Genomic DNA, 16,044 nt, shown 5'->3' with positions numbered 1-16,044 from the left:
ATGAACAAAGGAAAAGTACTAATTGTTGATGATGAAGCTGATATGAGGCAACTTGTGCGTATGTACCTTGAAAAAGAGGGATTCCATTGTGTTGAAGCAGAAGATGGAGAAGTTGCTTTGGATTTATTAAAAGCTAATTCTTTTGACCTTCTGATCATCGATGTGATGATGCCGAAGGTTGATGGGCTTACATTATGTATGAAAGTAAGAGAGGATTCATCAGTGCCGATTATTTTTTTAACGGCTAGAGGTGATGAATGGGACCGCGTTTATGGTTTGAAGCTTGGTGCAGACGATTATGTTGTAAAACCGTTCAGTCCAAATGAATTAATTGCGAGAGTGGATGCTGTCCTAAGGCGTGCAAATCCGATCGTGCGTGAAGATGAGGAACAATTAGCATTCGGTCCGATTGTTTTAAATCTAAAGGGCAGGCAAGTTTATCTTGGTGGCGAATTGATTAACTTAACATTGAAGGAATATGAACTGTTGCTATTTTTCTGCCGTCACAACGGGCAGGCGCTTAGTCGCGAACAATTATTGGAAAATGTTTGGGGCTTTGATTACATTGGTGGTGTACGAACAGTCGACACGCATATTAAAACATTGCGCCTAAAGCTTAAAGAACATGGCAATTTAATTCAAACGGTTTGGGGAATTGGCTATAAATTTGAGGTCTTATAATGAAAAAACACACGCTATCATTAGGACAAAAGCTATGGATTATCGTAAGTATTGTAATGTTAATTGGAATTACTGTTTCCTACGGAATGACCCATTATTTGTATAAAAAAATTTATGTCGATGATGTCGAAGCAAATCTCAGGAAAGAAGGCTTCAATTTAGCAAAAGAATATAAAGGTGGGGTGCTAACACCCGAATTGCAGGAAAAAGTGCAATGGTATAATAAAATCTCCCAATCTGAAGTGTTCATCGTAAATGACCCAAAAGAATTAAGTGCATGTTTACCGTTTGATGTAAATCATCAGTCATTAATTGGTGCTGAAGAACGGGAACAACTCATAAATGGTGAAAGTATTACAAAAATTGGTTACGAAAAACAATTTGATCGGAATATAATGGGTGTCATTGTCCCTCTTTTAGAAGAAAAGCGGCTGAGAGGAATTTTATATTTATACGTACCACTAGCTTCAGTAAATGAAGTGTTTGAAGAAGCGAGCCTTATTATTATGATTATTACTCTTATCCTAAGCTTAATAGCCCTACTTGTCGGGAAACAAATCGTCAAAAAATTAACAACACCATTAAATGAAATGGAGCGCGTTGCTTATAAAATGTCAAAAGGCGATTTCAGTGAAAAAGTCTATGTTCAATCCAATGATGAAATTGGCAGACTTGGTGTGGCTTTTAATCAAATGTCTCAAGCAATCCAAGAAGAAGATGAGCGGCGCAAGGAATTTTTAGGGAATGTATCCCATGAGCTACGGACGCCAATCAGTTATATAAAAGGCTATAGCGAGGCCATTTTAGATGGAACAGTATCAAAAAAGGAAGATGCAGGTAAATATTTACAATTGATTCATCGTGAAGCAGGTAGAATGCAGCGGTTAGTCCGTGATTTGCTGGACTTAGCACAATTGGAGGGCAAATCTTTGCCAATGGACAAACAGCCACTAGCATTAGCACAATTAATCGAAGAAGCACTGGAAAAATTCGATCCATTTTTGCATGAGAAAAAGGTAGTTTTAGAGAAAGAGCTTGACCCCGAAATTATCATTATGGGGGATCAAGACCGAATGGAGCAGGTTGTACAAAATATTGTTGAAAATGCAATCCGTTATTCACCTGAAAACTCATTTATACGTGTTTCTTTAGAAAAATCGAAAGGCAATATGTGTACAATCGCCATTAAAGACAATGGCATCGGTATACCGAAAGAGGATTTGTATCGCATTGGCGAGCGCTTTTTTAGAATTGATAAAGCAAGAACCCGTCAATATGGTGGTACGGGGTTAGGAATCGCAATTGTTCAAAAAATTATCCAGCTTCATGAAGGAGATTTTATTATTGAAAGTGAAGTGGGAGAAGGGACAACGGTTTTTATAAAGTTGCCTGTTTTTGAGGGGTAACAGAAAAAAGTTTATTGCGGAAAAATGTGATAAAGTTCATTTTGCTGGACAGCCATTCAGAGTATGCTAATAGTATCTTATATTAAAAGGAGCTGTTGTTTAGATGAATGATGTCAAAGGAAATGTTAAATGTAAACCACTTGACCAACTAAAGAATTCACATCAAATGCTATTGGAACAAATGCAAGCCATTTCCGAATTAGTGCATGAATTACAACAAAGTTCCTTTGAACAAGAATGTGACTTGAAATGGTTTCAGTTGTTTGAGCGTGCTGTGATTATTTTTTCTCAATTAAAAATACAAATATACAAAGAAGAACACTTTCTTTTTCCATTAATAAAGAATTATGTTGAGGAAGATGACAACATTTTAATGGTAATGGATCATGAGCATAAAACCGTTGAGCATAAAATTGTCCAGTTTATCGAGACGTTTCAAAAACGCGAAGGCCCGTTCACCCCAATCGAAGCATTATCGCTTTTATCCTGTTTAGAGATTGCAAGTGCAACGCTTATTGAACATATTTGTAATGAGGAAAATGTACTTTTTCCATTGGTTGAGGAGCATTTAGTTAAGGGTGAACAGGAGCTATTGCTTAACAAATTGGGAGCATTCACTAGAAATTTCTCAAGTTTTTGATATAATTGGACTTAAAACTATATAAATCTAGGGAGTGTCACCCATGAATCAAAAAGAAGTAGAAATTCTAGAGATTCTTGAAAAGAATGGCCGCTTAGCGATGGAAGATCTTGCGAAGATGGTCGACCTATCTGTGAAAGAAACAGAAGAAATTATTGAAAGAATGGAAAACGGCCAAATTATACTTAAATATTTGACAGTTATAGATTGGCAAAAGGTGGAGGCGCGTGACCAAGGTGTCACAGCGATGATTGATGTAAAAGTAACACCGAAGCGGGATCGAGGCTTTGACGATATTGCCGAAAGAATTTATCGTTTCCCGGAAGTGCAGTCCGTCTATTTAATGTCTGGTGCCTATGATTTATCTGTTGTCATCGAAGGCAAAACATTGCATGAGGTTTCCCGTTTCGTTTCAGAAAAGCTCTCTGCATTAGATTCAGTTGTTTCAACAACAACTCATTTCATCATGAAAAAATACAAGCATGACGGCACAATTTTTGGGAATGATGAAAAAGACCGCAGGATTGTGGTGACACCATGATTGAAGAACAGCGTTATTTATCAGATAAGGTGATTAACCTTAAGCCTTCTGGAATCCGTCGCTTTTTTGATTTGGCTTCTGGAATGGAAGGGGTTATTTCTTTAGGTGTAGGGGAGCCCGACTTTGTTACATCATGGGCAATTAGGGAAGCAAGTATCCTTTCATTAGAACAAGGTTACACAGCCTATACGGCAAATGCTGGTTTAATCGAGCTGCGCCGTGAAATTAGTAAATATATGAATAGTCGTTTTGGAGTCGGCTACTCACCGGAAGAAGAGATAGTGGTTACCGTTGGGGCAAGTCAAGCATTGGACTTGGCGGTTCGTGCAACTATTAATCCTGGCGATGAAGTCATTATTGTGGAACCTTGTTTCGTTGCCTATGCGTCGATTGTTGAATTGGCTGGTGGAATCCCTGTACCTGTTCGGACAACGGCTGAAAATGAGTTTAAGCTGCAGCCAGAACAAATTGAAGAAGTGATCACACCAAGAACAAAAGCGATTTTAATTTGTTCGCCTAACAATCCTACAGGATCGTTGTTAGTGAGGTCAGAGCTGGAGAAAATTGCTGAAATCGTTGAGAAACATGATTTGATTGTTTTTTCAGATGAAATTTATGCTGAATTATGTTATGAAGGTGGATACGCAAGCTTTGCGTCCGTTTCTGGAATGCGTGAGCGAACAATTGTCATTAATGGTTTTTCAAAAGGCTTTGCGATGACTGGCTGGCGTTTAGGCTTTGTAGTAGGTCCAACTGTTTTTATCCAAGCGATGCTGAAAATCCACCAACATACAATGATGTGTGCACCTACAATGGCCCAACATGGGGCGATTGAAGGACTGAAGAATGGGATGGATGATGTTGCTTCAATGCAAAGGAGCTATCTGCAACGTCGCAATTATTTCGTAAAATCATTAAATGAAATTGGTCTTGACTGCCACATGCCAGGAGGAGCGTTCTACGCTTTTCCATCCATTAAAAGAACAGGCTTAACTTCTGAAGAGTTTGCTCAAAATTTATTAATGGAAGAAAAAGTCGCGGTTGTCCCTGGTGATGTTTTTGGAGCAAGCGGCGCAGGACATGTTCGTTGTTCTTACGCCACCTCAATGGAACAACTTAAAGAAGCTATAAAACGTATGAAACGTTTTGTTGAAAAATTACAAGTACAGTATAAAAAGTAGCCCAAGGCATTGGGCTGCTTTATTTTTTGGGCTTTTGTTTGTTAAATAAAAAATCATTTATTTGCATAAAATAGTGATGTGATGGCGTTGTTTTTGATAAAGTAGGCTAATTGTGATATAGTTGTTTAATGCGCAGAAAAAATGTATAAATTAGGAGTGTTTCCATGTCAGAAAAGTATGAAGTTGGTCGTGAATTAGTCGGAAAAGTAACGGGTGTTCAACCTTATGGGGCATTTGTTGCTCTTGATGAAAACACACAAGGTTTAGTTCATATTTCAGAAATTACCCACGGCTACGTGAAGGATGTAAGCGAACATTTAGCTGTAGGAGATGAGGTGAAGGTAAAAGTTTTATCGGTTGATGAGGGAAATGGGAAGATTAGCCTTTCAATTAAAGCTACACAGGAAGCGCCTGAACAAGCTGAAGCACAGGCTCGCCCGAAAAAGGAAAGAAAGCCTCATCCGCAAATAAGTAAAAGTCAAGAGCAGCTTGATGCTGCAAATGCTACAGGATTTAATACTTTAAAAGACAAGCTTGAGGGCTGGATTAAACAATCATCTGATCGTGAAAAATTATTGAAAAAATAAATGGTTGGAAAAAGAAGGCAATCGTTACATCATTGCCTTCTTTTTTTATAAGAGTTTTATATGGTATCAGTAAAGTTTTGCGCCTATCCTAAAGTATTTTCATTTTTAATTATTTTCCAGTACTTTAAATTTTTCACGATCTTCATCAGTTAACTCGTCGGCACGCTTTAAAGTCCAATGGCCGACCCATTGTTTTAACATTTCTAAATTTTGCTGTCTTTCTTCATCTGTTTTACCTAGATTTTGATACATGTTTCCTGGCTCTCCATTCTCACGATTTGCGCCATCATCAAGCCTTCTCATTAAAGCACCAGCTTCAGAACCGTTTACGGCAACTAATAGATTTTCATAACTATCAAAACGCGGACCTTTCATCATGGCAGAATATTTATCTGAATCATTATTAAACTCATCCATTGTGGGTGAATCGCTACCATGACATGTTAAACAGTTGCTGGCAATTAAATCTTTAACATGAGTTTCATAGGTTACTACATTAGAAGCAGCCTCCACCTTCCCATCACTGAAAACGCTTTCAGTTTTATCTGCATCAGTACTGATTGGTGCTGGACTTGCGGTTGGCCCGTTTTCGGAAACTGTGCTTGACTTTTCCGCTGAACAGCCACTAAAAACAAGTAGCATTGCTAGTAAAAGAGTAGCTATTAGAAAATTCCCCTTTTTCCCCTTTTTAAAAGATTGTAAACATTTTTTCATTCGAATCCATCCCCTTCAAATTGGTAATATTGGAAACTCCCTCCTAACCAAACTATACCATTAGTACTAAAAAAATACTATATATTATAATAAATTTATAATAAATTGTTTTTTGATAGGTATAAATACCGATTTAAATATAAAAAGAAGTGGGATTAGTCATCACATCCTCCCCAATTTGTAAAAGTATGCTAAAGTGTAGGTTTAACATACGCTGGAAAATATCGTATAATATTACCATATTGAACTTTCTTGAAAGGAGTTGCAGAACGCTCATATGCAAAGTTTTATGTTTCATAATCCAACCAAATTAATTTTCGGCAAAGAACAAATAGAACACCTTCAAAATGAAATATCTAAGTATGGAACAAAGATATTATTTGTATATGGTGGGGGAAGTATTAAGAGAAGTGGCCTTTATGACAAAATTACGCAATTATTAAAAGAAACTAACGCAATAACATATGAACTTCCTGATGTGGAGCCTAACCCAAGATTATCTACCGTACATATAGGCATTGACATATGCAAAAAAGAAAAAATTGAATTTATTTTGGCAGTTGGCGGCGGCAGTGTAATTGATTGTGCAAAAGCAATCGCCGTTGGGGCGAAGTATGATGGCGATGTTTGGGATATTATTACCCGTAAAACAACTGCTGTGGATGCTCTCCCGCTTGGGGTTGTCTTAACATTAGCTGCAACAGGCTCGGAAATGAACCCAAGCTCTGTTATTACAAATTGGGAAACGAATGAAAAATATGGATGGTCAAGCCTGTTCGTTTTTCCTAAATTCTCTATTCTCGATCCGCAATACACGATATCAGTGCCGAAAAATCAGACGATTTATGGAATCGTTGATATGATGTCACATGTATTTGAACAATATTTTTCGCGAACACCAAACACAGCGCTGCAAGACCGAATGTGTGAAGCTGTTTTAAAAACAGTAATGGAAGCTGCACCTAAGCTCGTTAATGACCTTGAAAACTATGAATTACGGGAGACGATTCTGTACTCAGGTACGATTGCCTTGAATGGAATTTTAGCAATGGGGATGCAAGGTGATTGGGCAACACATAATATTGAACATGCTGTTTCGGCTGTTTATGATATACCGCATGGCGGCGGCTTAGCGATTATCCATCCGAACTGGATGCTTCATGTATTAGATGAAAATGTGAAAAAATTTAAACAGCTAGCCATCCGCGTGTTTAACGTTAATCCAACTGGAAAAGATGACCGTGAAATAGCTGTTGAAGGTATCGAGAGACTTCGTGTTTTTTGGACTTCAATCGGTGCGCCTGATAGACTCGCCTATTATCATATTGATGACTCAAAACTTGAATTGATGGCAGATAAGGCGATGGCAAGAGGAGAATTTGGCAATTTTAAAAAATTAACTAGAGAAGATGCACTTGAAATTTTAAAAATGTCGTTATGATGGGGGTTATAGAGATGAATAAGATGAATTTTGATTACTCTAACGCTTTAGCATTTTTAAGTGAACATGAGCTTGATCATTTAAAAGATTTTGTAAAATGTGCACACCATTCCATTCATGAAAAAACGGGACAAGGCAATGAGTTTTTAGGATGGGTTGATTTGCCAGTGGACTTCAATCAGGATGAATTTGCACGCATCAAAAAGGCGGCAGAAAAAATTAAAGCTGACACAGATATTTTACTAGTGATTGGAATTGGCGGCTCTTACCTAGGGGCAAGAGCCGCGATTGAAATGCTAAGTCATTCATTTTACAATGAACTCCCACAAGAAAAGCGACAAACACCACAAATCTTTTTTGTTGGAAATCATATTAGCTCAACCTATGTTCATGACTTAATCGAACTATTAGATGGTAAAGAGATTTCCATTAATGTCATTTCCAAATCAGGAACTACAACGGAACCAGCAATTGCCTTTAGAATTTTCAAAAAATATATAGAAGACAAATATGGGGTAGAAGAAGCACGGAAACGGATTTATGCAACAACTGATAAACAAAAGGGTGCATTAAAAACATTAGCTGATGAAGAAGGCTATGAAACTTTTGTAGTACCAGACGATATTGGCGGACGCTATTCCGTGTTAACTGCTGTAGGACTTTTGCCAATTGCTGTTAGTGGGGTCAACATTGAAGAAATGATGGCTGGGGCGGCCGTTGCTAGGGAAGATTTAAGTCAATCAGAATTAGCGGAAAACCCTGCTTATCAATATGCAGCCATTCGTAATATTTTATATCGTAAAGGAAAGACAATTGAAATGTTAATTAATTATGAACCACGCCTCCAATATTTCGCGGAATGGTGGAAGCAATTGTTTGGCGAAAGTGAAGGAAAAAATCAAAAAGGAATTTTCCCTGCTTCAGCTAATTTTTCAACGGACTTACATTCATTAGGACAATATGTCCAAGAGGGCCGGCGTGATTTATTTGAAACGGTACTATATATAGAAAAGTCTGAACATCAAATCGAAATCGAGAAGGAAGAAAAGGATTTAGATGGGCTTAATTATTTAGCTGGAAAAACGATGGACTTTGTTAATAAAAAAGCGTTCCAAGGAACACTATTAGCTCATACTGACGGAAATGTACCTAATGTAATTATTACGGTTCCGGAAGTCAATCCATTTACATTTGGCTATCTCGTTTATTTCTTTGAAAAAGCTTGTGCGATGAGTGGCTATCTGTTAGGTGTCAATCCATTTGACCAGCCTGGGGTAGAAGCGTATAAGAAAAATATGTTTGCCTTATTAGGAAAACCAGGCTTTGAAAAGGAAAAAGCCGAATTAGAAAAACGTTTATTGAACGATAACTAGTAAATCATCTTTTTGTTCAATTCTGATTGATGGAGAAGGGTATATAAAAAACTCTTCTCCTTTTTTTATGCCAATTAATAGCACTCCTTGCTTTATTAAAAAGGCAACAGCCATGGCGAATGTTTGATTCACAAGTTCATCTGTTGCTGTGATCATGGCGATGCGTCTTTCTTTTGTTAGATTTAATAATGACTGAATCGGTGTAGATAATCCATGGGAATGGATGCTGTTCACCATAATACTACTTGATAATAAATATGTTTCCACTAATTCATCAGCCCCTGCCCGTTGTGCATTATTAACCTGTTCATGTGTTAATATTTCAACTAAACAATAGATGAGCGGATTAAGCCCTTTTACAGCAAGCAATGTAAGGATTGAATGCATATCTGCTTCATGTTCATTCAAATTCTGGTCAGCCGTAATTAATACAGTTCCAGCCTTTTCAATATTGGCCCGTTTTAGTGTTTCGTCTTTTGTGGAATTTCCTTTTACAAAATAGACATTTCGATTTGCTAACGGATTCTCACTTAATGAATTATCAATTAAAACGGTATGTATATTAGGATTTATTAACAGAAGATGTTGGATTGTATTTTTTGCTTTTTCATTCCAACCGATGACAATCATATGCTCCTTTCCTTTATAAGTAGCACTGCCTTCTTGTAAGGCATTTAATGTTTTGAAAATAGTCGTAGCAACAGTAGCCATGTAATAAGTAACAAAGGCTACACCGATTAAGATTATAAGAATGGCAAACGTTCGGCCCAAAACGGTTTTTGGAACAAAATCACCATAACCAATCGTTGCTGTAGTAACAATCACCCACCAAACTCCATCGAAAATAGTAGGAAAGCTTTCCGGTTCGATAAAGTGGATGCCGCTACCAAAAGCAATGAAAACGCCGATAATAATCATTAAGAGGCGGATGACAATATGCATTTTCCTAAATTGATCTAAAAGACTCCGCAAACTAAACACCTCTTCATATTTCGTCTTATTCCTATTATTATGAACAATAAAAAATCAATTATAAAAATGGCAAAATTATTTGGAAAATATCGTTGACCATTTATTTATTGTGTTATATAATAAGTTACAACAAACAAGCGCTGTTATAATACAACATAAACAGAAAAGGGAGATATATGATGGATAAGTATCAAATGGCATATACAAACTATATTAAAAATTGCGAAAAGCATGGAATTGAAAGAATTATTGATTTTAAACAATTTATCGAGTGGTTAACAAATGAACAAATTGAAAAGATGCTAAGTGAGGTTCACTAACAATTGCGGTAAGGAGTGAAAAAATGAAAAGTGATGTCAATGTGCGGAGCGTAAACTTAATTTTACCCGTATTTTAAAATCGTCTGTTATCTAAAAAGATACAGGCGATTTTTTATTTTTCAATTTTTAAATATTATATGTATGGAAAGTACTACCTGTAATGGTATAATTAGATAACCGTGCCAAGCGGTTTCATTTGCTTAATAGTTGAAAAATATAATGAATATTGGAAATACGTTGGAGGTAGTTTTATGAATCTTAAATTAGGGACAAAGTTGAGTTTGTTTTTAGTTTTGTTTGTTCTAGTATCATTGGCATCAACGTTTTTTTTACTTCAAGCATTGCTGAATACATCAACTGAACTTGAAAAATTTGCTAAGCAGCATACTGATTTTTCAAACCGAACAACAATCATTTATGCATTAGGTTTGCAGCGTGGACAAGCTGTTCGTAACGTAATTTTGAATCCAAATGATGAAACTGCTAAGACGAACTTTGAAAAGGCCATTCAAGATAGTAATGATAATATGAAGGTGTTAGAAGGTTTGGCATTCTCTTATGGATTGGCCGACGAAATTCAAGCAATCGGTGTAGAAACTAGGAAAGATATTGAACTCCAAAAACAAGTTATTGAACTTGTTGCATCAGGAAAAATAGATGAAGCGATTATTTTGTTAAAGGAACAGGAAACCCCTCAATGGAGAGCAATCAAGGAGCAATATTTTAGTTTAGAAGAAAATGTAGCTAAAAAACTTAATGAAATAACTGAACAACAAATTGGGCATAGCAAAAAAAACATAATGGCTTCCTATATTATTATTGCTGTTATTATTATATTGGCAATCGTTATTTATATATTCCAACAATCAAGAGTGATCAAACCTGTCAAATTAGTTTCTAGTAAAGTAAGTGAAATTGCTAGTGGCGATTTAACGGTAGAAGATATCCGCATTACTGTAAAAGATGAAGTGGGAGATTTAGCAAATTCTTTTAATACAATGAAGCATAATTTGAAAAATTTAGTAGAACAAGTGCGGATAAATTCAGAAAAAGTGGCGGTTTCATCGACACAACTGTTTCATAATATGGAGGAAGCAAGAGGGAACATTGAGGAATTAGTGACATCCGTTGACAATATTGCCTCATCGTCTACAAGCACGGCTCAAGTAACTGGAGAAACAGCGACAGCTGTTGAAGAGGCAGCGGTTGGTATTCAGCGCATTGCACAGTCAGCATCAATCGTTTCAGAGAATTCTGCCGATACTTCAAAAGAGGCTGACCAAGGAAATCAGGCTATTCAAAAAGCAATTACCCAAATGAGGTCGATTACCGAATCTGTAAACAATTTAACAGGTATCGTTCAAAACTTAGGAACAAGGACTAAAGAAATAGGCACGATCATTGGTGCGATTACTGAGCTTTCTGAACAAACAAATTTATTGGCACTTAACGCCGCGATTGAAGCGGCTCGTGCAGGAGAGCATGGCAAGGGATTTGCTGTTGTAGCATCAGAAGTAAAAAAACTTGCCGAAGAGTCTAAACAATCAGCTATTAAAATCGTTGGAGTCTTAAATGAAATTCAAGAGGAGACAGAAGAAGGTATCGAGGGAATGGGGAAAGTTTCCAAAGAAGTTTCAACTGGTGAAGATGTGTTGAATCAAGCTGTAGCATCCTTCCAAAGAATAGTATCCTCCATTCAAAGCGTGTCTGCACAGATACAGGAGGTATCTGCTGCGTCTGAACAACTCTCAGCAAGCTCGGAAGAAATTTTCGCTGCGGTTGATGAAATGTCAAAGCAAGCAAAAGCATCTTCAGATGAAACAGAGGCGATGAAATCGGATATTCATGAACAGCTCGCATCCATTCAAGAAGTTTCCAGCGCTACAGGAACGTTGAGCAAGCTTGCGAAAGATTTGCAAGAAAACATCAAAACATTTAAAACGAAGTAATTATTAAAAAGGGACAGTCATTATGATTTGACTAGTCCCTTTATTGCTTACTATGAAATTAATTGATGACCGCTTTCCCTGATCCATCGCCATCAGCATAAAATGTGTTTAATCGTTTTCCGTTGCTGTAATCCTCTATCACACCATCGATAAGCGCATTTCTATATTCATAAAAAATATCGTCTGCTATGTCTTGCAGGAATTTTGACTTATCCCTAGAACTTAGTTTACTCCAATCGGTAGCGTTCACTTCAATTGTTAATTTAACTCTATCTTTATTGCCATCTAGTATAATATCAATATTTGAAACATCCCTATTATTACGATACTCTCTATTTAATTGATTTTCTAAATCATAAAGGCTTTTTCCTTCAGTAAGTCTCAAATTATTTCTTGAATCAGTATCAAAAGTAGATAATTGATTCCCATTTCTAGTATCTCTTATAGTGCCTGTAATAGTAGTATTTTTGTATTCAGCTACAATATCATCAATGATGTCTTGAAGGAAGTCCTTTTTCTTAGTGCTAGTGAGATTGTTCCAGTCGCTTGAGTTTACATCAATCCGGACGGTTGTTTTTTTCGAATCGCCGCTTAATGTAATGTCAACATTCCTGAGGTCACGATAATAATCATCATAGTCTTTGTTTAGCTGCCTTTCTAAATCACTAAAGCTTCTATCTTTCTGATTCTTTTCATCTTTTTGATTTTTTTGCTCCTCTTTTAATTTATTTATTTCTGCTTGGAGCTGGGCGATTTGTGTATCTTTAGATTTAATTTGTGCATCTTTAACACTAATTTGGGCATTGAGAACATCGATTGTTGCTTGGTTTTGGTTAACAGCCGGTGCTTTATCTGTAACCGTAACCGTATTTGTAGTGCCATTCCATTGAACATTTTTGTTATACAATTCTCCCATCATTCTAAGTGGAATGTACGTTACACCATTTAAAATAAACGGTTCTGTCAGCGGATCAACTTTAATCTCTTCGCTGTTATTAACGATTTTAATATTTTTATAGTGTGCATCAACTTTTTTAATAGTTGATGCTGCATCAGTACTTGCAGTGAATAGTACTCCAGATAAAAGGGCGGTTGTTGATAAAATGCTAAGTGGTTTTTTCCAGTTTTTCATTATAATACAATCTCCTTTATTGTTATGATTAGTTTTCTTTTAAATAGACGATTTACAACATAAAATAGTTTCACCTTCCAGCTACTATTTTAGTCTTTTTGCCTCCATTAATTTGTAAACCATCGACATTGCTTCCGCATTCGTTAGTTTCGCTTGTGGATTGAAATATCCTCCTTGTACATCCACTAACTTTTCATTAGTTGCTTGCAATACAGCATCTGCGGCCCAATCAGATATTTTGTTGGCATCTTTATATACGCCTTTGAGCTGAGCTTTAGGAGTATTAGAATCGGCAGCACCTTTTTTATTTTTCGTAGTTTTTGTTTTAGTCTTTCCCTTTCCTTGATTTGAACTTAGGTTTATCGCCCTTGCAAGAAATGTCACTGCCTCTTCACGCGTTAGTGTTTTCGTAGGCTCCATAACTGTATACCCAGGAACGTTTGCTTCCTTTCCAAATACAAGCCCATTCATGACACCTGCCATTAAATAACCTAACTCATTTTGCCCGTAATCTAGTTCACTTACATCTGAAAAGACACCGGTATAGTCCATTGGCTGAAATCCAAGAGCTTTAGACAAAATAACAGTATAAGTAAATCTATCAATAGGATTATTTAGATTAGATAATAAGATGGAATCCCTGAAGTTAATTTCAGGTTGAATAACACCTTTATATGCTAGACCTAAAATCTCCTTTTTTGCCCAATTCTGCTTAACTCCATAATCTTTATAGACTAAGCCGATTGCATATGTACCAAAATCATCGAAAACAGCGGTCACGGTTTTATTTGCACTGTTTACGACTCCGCCAATTGGAACCCACTTGCCGTAATAATTTTTTAGCACTGCAAGGTTATAGCCCTCCATAGCTTTTGGTACGGACCCCTCATAGGAAAGCGTAATATCACCCCATGTACTAGGCTTAGCATTGGCGCTTCTAGAAGCATCATCAATAATAAATTGTTGGCTTAAAAATACATAGTCATCTGAGGGATATGGCTTTTCTTTGACATCGACGACAATTCTTTGGTCAAGCAAAACCGATTTAAATGAACTTCTAGCAGCTGTAACACTATCGGAAATATAGGCCCCTTTAGGGAAGCGCAGCATTAATTTATTTTCGAACATTTTCATGTCTGTGCCAGCTTTAAAATCAGTGTAATATTTTGCTTGGGAATGGTCGACATTATAATAGTTTAACTCAATATCAATTTTACCGTTTTCCCCTCGATAATTACTGTAGGAAGTGTCCTTTGGGTCATCATTTTTAATTTCGATTGGAATTTTGACGCCTGTTTTTGTATCTTTAAGATTTAGGTCCAAGGAATGAATAGTGTAAACATGGTCGTATCGGTCTTTCGTAATTTTTAAATGCTTTGCTTTTGTATTTAGTGTGAAATAATCAAATGCAACTCGTCTATTTCTAAAGTTTGGCTGGCTGTTTTTTTTGTCATACCATAGAACGGTAAAAGTTAATTCGTCGATGACATTTGTACTAATGTTATTCTCTCTTGGATTTTCCAAGCGGATATAAAAGCCGCTTGACTTGTCAAAGAAATAATGATAACCATCTTCGTCGTTATAAACATGCTCAGCATTCGTAGGTAATGGAACTAGAAATAGAGTTAAGATAAATAATAGTATAATTTTTTTTGTCATAGCTTGCGACATCTCCCCCCTTTAAATGATTATATGGTTATTCTACTATATACTGGCAAGTCTTTCTATGCTTCTAATTAAAATTAGTATTTTAGTAACGGGGTAGAATGAACTTTAGGCCAACATGTCCGAGTGACTATTAAATTTTCCGAAATTTTGATAGTATTATTGCGTAAGTAAAATAAAATAAAAGTTGGGGGAATACGATGAATTTGAATAAGCGGCGCACTCAGATTGGAATTTTGTTATTAGTATTTTCTTTACTAGTAGTAACGGCATGTAACCAGCCTAAATTTCAAGCGAAATATGATTGGCCGATGGCTGACTTCTCTGCGATAAATCAAGATAATGAAAAATTTGGCCCCTCGGATATGAAAGGCAAAATCTGGCTTGCGAATTTTGTCTTTACAAACTGTAATAGCGTTTGCCCACCAATGACAGCTAATATGGCGAGATTGCAGCGACAAATGGCTGAGGCAAAGATTAAAGATGTTGACATTGTCTCATTCAGCGTTGACCCTGAAAGAGATACACCAGAAGCGTTAAAAGAATTTGCAAGTAAATTTGAGGCTGATCTTTCGAACTGGCAATTTCTCACGGGATATACGGGAGAAGATATAAAAAGAATTGCTAAATCCTTTAAAACATTAGCGGAAGCAGAACCAGGCACAGATCAATTTACTCATGATACAAAAATATTTTTAATAAACGAAGATGGCATCATTGTCAAAGGTTACAACGGATTACAAGTTCAGTACGATGAAATTATTGCTGATTTAAAAGCTCTGACAAAATAATGGATAAATTGCTTACTAGTTTCCAAATGGGGACTAGTTTTTTTGTGTAAAAACTATGAAGTTTTTATCAAAAATGTGAAGAAATTGTGAAAAAATAAAGGAGGATTGTGAAATTTTGGTGAATATGTGATATTAATCACGTTTTTTTAGTGTAAGTACAATTAAGATAGAGTCGTAATCAAGAAAAAACTTGAAGGGGGGGGACGGTATGAAAAATGCAATTATCATATTTTTAGTTTTCGCATTAGTAGGCTTCGGCGGTGGTTATTTATTTAGTCAATCAAAGGCTCCTAAGGATAGTGCATCACCTGGGGTTACTGAACAGTCACAAGGAACTCAAGGCGCAGATCAGACAGAGCCAGCACCTACACCAGAAGCAACAGCATCTCCAGAGGGTGAAATATTTAATCAAAAAGGTTGTATTGCCTGCCATTCAATAGAAAAGCTAGGTGTCACTGGAGGTGCAACAGGTCCAGACTTATCACATGCATATGAAAATGTTGAAGGTAAGCACGGTAAGCCAATTGCTGAGTTCTTAAAAGAGCCGACTTCTGCGGTTATGGCATCTGTTATTGGCGGCAACCCATTGTCTGATGATGAAATAAATAAGATTGTCGAAGCATTAAAAATAGCTAATGAAAAATAATAGGA

The 16,044-nt window shown here is 36.5% G+C and carries 16 protein-coding genes; 12 read left to right on the top strand and 4 right to left on the bottom strand.

Annotated elements, in window-relative coordinates:
- From GX497_00615 to yugI, 6 genes are all read left to right on the top strand, one after another.
- On the top strand, positions 1–681 hold the full coding sequence (locus GX497_00615) for a response regulator transcription factor (protein ID HHY71737.1): 681 nt from the start codon (positions 1–3) through the stop codon (positions 679–681).
- A complete protein-coding gene (locus tag GX497_00610) occupies positions 681–2,087 on the top strand; it encodes a HAMP domain-containing protein (GenBank protein HHY71736.1) in 1,407 nt (468 codons plus the stop codon). Before GX497_00615 ends, GX497_00610 begins: the two co-directional genes overlap by 1 nt.
- Before the next feature lie 103 nt (positions 2,088–2,190).
- Positions 2,191–2,727 carry a hemerythrin domain-containing protein gene (locus GX497_00605; GenBank protein HHY71735.1) on the top strand — a complete coding sequence of 179 codons (537 nt, stop codon included), beginning with the start codon at positions 2,191–2,193 and terminating at the stop codon, positions 2,725–2,727.
- Positions 2,728–2,770: 43 nt separating this feature from the next.
- A complete protein-coding gene (locus tag GX497_00600) occupies positions 2,771–3,268 on the top strand; it encodes an Lrp/AsnC family transcriptional regulator (protein ID HHY71734.1) in 498 nt (165 codons plus the stop codon).
- The gene (locus GX497_00595) at positions 3,265–4,449 is read left to right on the top strand and encodes an aminotransferase (protein ID HHY71733.1); all 1,185 of its coding nucleotides are present in this window, start codon (positions 3,265–3,267) and stop codon (positions 4,447–4,449) included. The genes GX497_00600 and GX497_00595 overlap by 4 nt, the downstream gene beginning before the upstream one ends.
- A gap of 164 nt (positions 4,450–4,613) precedes the next feature.
- Positions 4,614–5,036 (top strand): general stress protein 13, encoded by a 423-nt coding sequence (gene yugI / locus GX497_00590; GenBank protein ID HHY71732.1) that lies wholly within the window; start codon positions 4,614–4,616, stop codon positions 5,034–5,036.
- Between the two features lie 105 nt (positions 5,037–5,141).
- Here yugI and GX497_00585 read toward each other — a convergent pair whose 3' ends face one another.
- On the bottom strand, positions 5,142–5,750 hold the full coding sequence (locus tag GX497_00585) for a hypothetical protein (protein ID HHY71731.1): 609 nt from the start codon (positions 5,748–5,750) through the stop codon (positions 5,142–5,144).
- A 277-nt stretch (positions 5,751–6,027) separates the two neighbouring features.
- Between GX497_00585 and GX497_00580 the strand changes: the two genes are divergently transcribed.
- Positions 6,028–7,191 (top strand): iron-containing alcohol dehydrogenase, encoded by a 1,164-nt coding sequence (locus GX497_00580; GenBank protein ID HHY71730.1) that lies wholly within the window; start codon positions 6,028–6,030, stop codon positions 7,189–7,191.
- Between the two features lie 14 nt (positions 7,192–7,205).
- The gene (locus GX497_00575) at positions 7,206–8,564 is read left to right on the top strand and encodes a glucose-6-phosphate isomerase (protein HHY71729.1); all 1,359 of its coding nucleotides are present in this window, start codon (positions 7,206–7,208) and stop codon (positions 8,562–8,564) included.
- On the opposite strand, the gene GX497_00570 is transcribed toward GX497_00575, so the two are convergent.
- Positions 8,547–9,536 carry a potassium channel family protein gene (locus GX497_00570; GenBank protein ID HHY71728.1) on the bottom strand — a complete coding sequence of 330 codons (990 nt, stop codon included), beginning with the start codon at positions 9,534–9,536 and terminating at the stop codon, positions 8,547–8,549. The genes GX497_00575 and GX497_00570 overlap by 18 nt on opposite strands.
- Positions 9,537–9,712: 176 nt before the next feature.
- Here GX497_00570 and GX497_00565 point away from each other — a divergent pair, with 176 nt between their 5' ends.
- Both GX497_00565 and GX497_00560 read left to right on the top strand, forming a co-directional pair.
- Positions 9,713–9,856 carry a hypothetical protein gene (locus GX497_00565; protein HHY71727.1) on the top strand — a complete coding sequence of 48 codons (144 nt, stop codon included), beginning with the start codon at positions 9,713–9,715 and terminating at the stop codon, positions 9,854–9,856.
- A 251-nt stretch (positions 9,857–10,107) separates the two neighbouring features.
- Entirely contained in the window at positions 10,108–11,805 is a 1,698-nt protein-coding gene (locus GX497_00560) for a methyl-accepting chemotaxis protein (GenBank protein HHY71726.1), read from the top strand.
- A 58-nt stretch (positions 11,806–11,863) separates the two neighbouring features.
- Here the strand turns inward: GX497_00560 and GX497_00555 are convergent, their stop codons facing one another.
- Both GX497_00555 and GX497_00550 read right to left on the bottom strand, forming a co-directional pair.
- Positions 11,864–12,937, bottom strand: coding sequence for a copper amine oxidase N-terminal domain-containing protein (locus GX497_00555; GenBank protein ID HHY71725.1), 1,074 nt, complete (start codon positions 12,935–12,937; stop codon positions 11,864–11,866).
- Positions 12,938–13,021: 84 nt separating this feature from the next.
- Positions 13,022–14,596: an S-layer homology domain-containing protein gene (locus GX497_00550; protein ID HHY71724.1), complete on the bottom strand. Its 1,575-nt coding sequence runs from the start codon at positions 14,594–14,596 to the stop codon at positions 13,022–13,024.
- A 206-nt stretch (positions 14,597–14,802) separates the two neighbouring features.
- On the opposite strand from GX497_00550, the gene GX497_00545 reads away from it, so the two are divergent.
- Together GX497_00545 and GX497_00540 are read left to right on the top strand one after the other, a co-directional pair.
- Complete coding sequence (locus GX497_00545; protein HHY71723.1) at positions 14,803–15,393, top strand: SCO family protein; 591 nt, start codon at positions 14,803–14,805, stop codon at positions 15,391–15,393.
- A 208-nt stretch (positions 15,394–15,601) separates the two neighbouring features.
- Positions 15,602–16,039 (top strand): c-type cytochrome, encoded by a 438-nt coding sequence (locus tag GX497_00540; protein ID HHY71722.1) that lies wholly within the window; start codon positions 15,602–15,604, stop codon positions 16,037–16,039.
- The last annotated feature ends 5 nt before the right edge of the window (positions 16,040–16,044 follow it).

The sequence above is a fragment of the Bacillus sp. (in: firmicutes) genome (assembly GCA_012842745.1).
Classification (GTDB): Bacteria; Bacillota; Bacilli; order Bacillales; family Bacillaceae_J; genus Schinkia.
Note: the sequence above shows the minus strand (reverse complement) of the source record. Positions and strands in the feature narration are given on the sequence as shown.

Bases quoted from the DNA above. Each gene is read 5' to 3' on its own strand.
- GX497_00610 (HHY71736.1), top strand. From the start codon at position 681: ATGAAAAAACACACGCTATCATTAGGACAAAAGCTATGGATTATCGTA.
- GX497_00595 (HHY71733.1), top strand. From the start codon at position 3,265: ATGATTGAAGAACAGCGTTATTTATCAGATAAGGTGATTAACCTTAAG.
- GX497_00600 (HHY71734.1), top strand. From the start codon at position 2,771: ATGAATCAAAAAGAAGTAGAAATTCTAGAGATTCTTGAAAAGAATGGC.
- GX497_00575 (HHY71729.1), top strand. From the start codon at position 7,206: ATGAATAAGATGAATTTTGATTACTCTAACGCTTTAGCATTTTTAAGT.
- GX497_00565 (HHY71727.1), top strand. From the start codon at position 9,713: ATGATGGATAAGTATCAAATGGCATATACAAACTATATTAAAAATTGC.
- GX497_00605 (HHY71735.1), top strand. From the start codon at position 2,191: ATGAATGATGTCAAAGGAAATGTTAAATGTAAACCACTTGACCAACTA.
- GX497_00585 (HHY71731.1), bottom strand. From the start codon at position 5,750: ATGAAAAAATGTTTACAATCTTTTAAAAAGGGGAAAAAGGGGAATTTT.
- GX497_00545 (HHY71723.1), top strand. From the start codon at position 14,803: ATGAATTTGAATAAGCGGCGCACTCAGATTGGAATTTTGTTATTAGTA.
- GX497_00555 (HHY71725.1), bottom strand. From the start codon at position 12,937: ATGAAAAACTGGAAAAAACCACTTAGCATTTTATCAACAACCGCCCTT.
- GX497_00540 (HHY71722.1), top strand. From the start codon at position 15,602: ATGAAAAATGCAATTATCATATTTTTAGTTTTCGCATTAGTAGGCTTC.
- GX497_00580 (HHY71730.1), top strand. From the start codon at position 6,028: ATGCAAAGTTTTATGTTTCATAATCCAACCAAATTAATTTTCGGCAAA.
- yugI (HHY71732.1), top strand. From the start codon at position 4,614: ATGTCAGAAAAGTATGAAGTTGGTCGTGAATTAGTCGGAAAAGTAACG.
- GX497_00560 (HHY71726.1), top strand. From the start codon at position 10,108: ATGAATCTTAAATTAGGGACAAAGTTGAGTTTGTTTTTAGTTTTGTTT.
- GX497_00615 (HHY71737.1), top strand. From the start codon at position 1: ATGAACAAAGGAAAAGTACTAATTGTTGATGATGAAGCTGATATGAGG.
- GX497_00550 (HHY71724.1), bottom strand. From the start codon at position 14,596: ATGACAAAAAAAATTATACTATTATTTATCTTAACTCTATTTCTAGTT.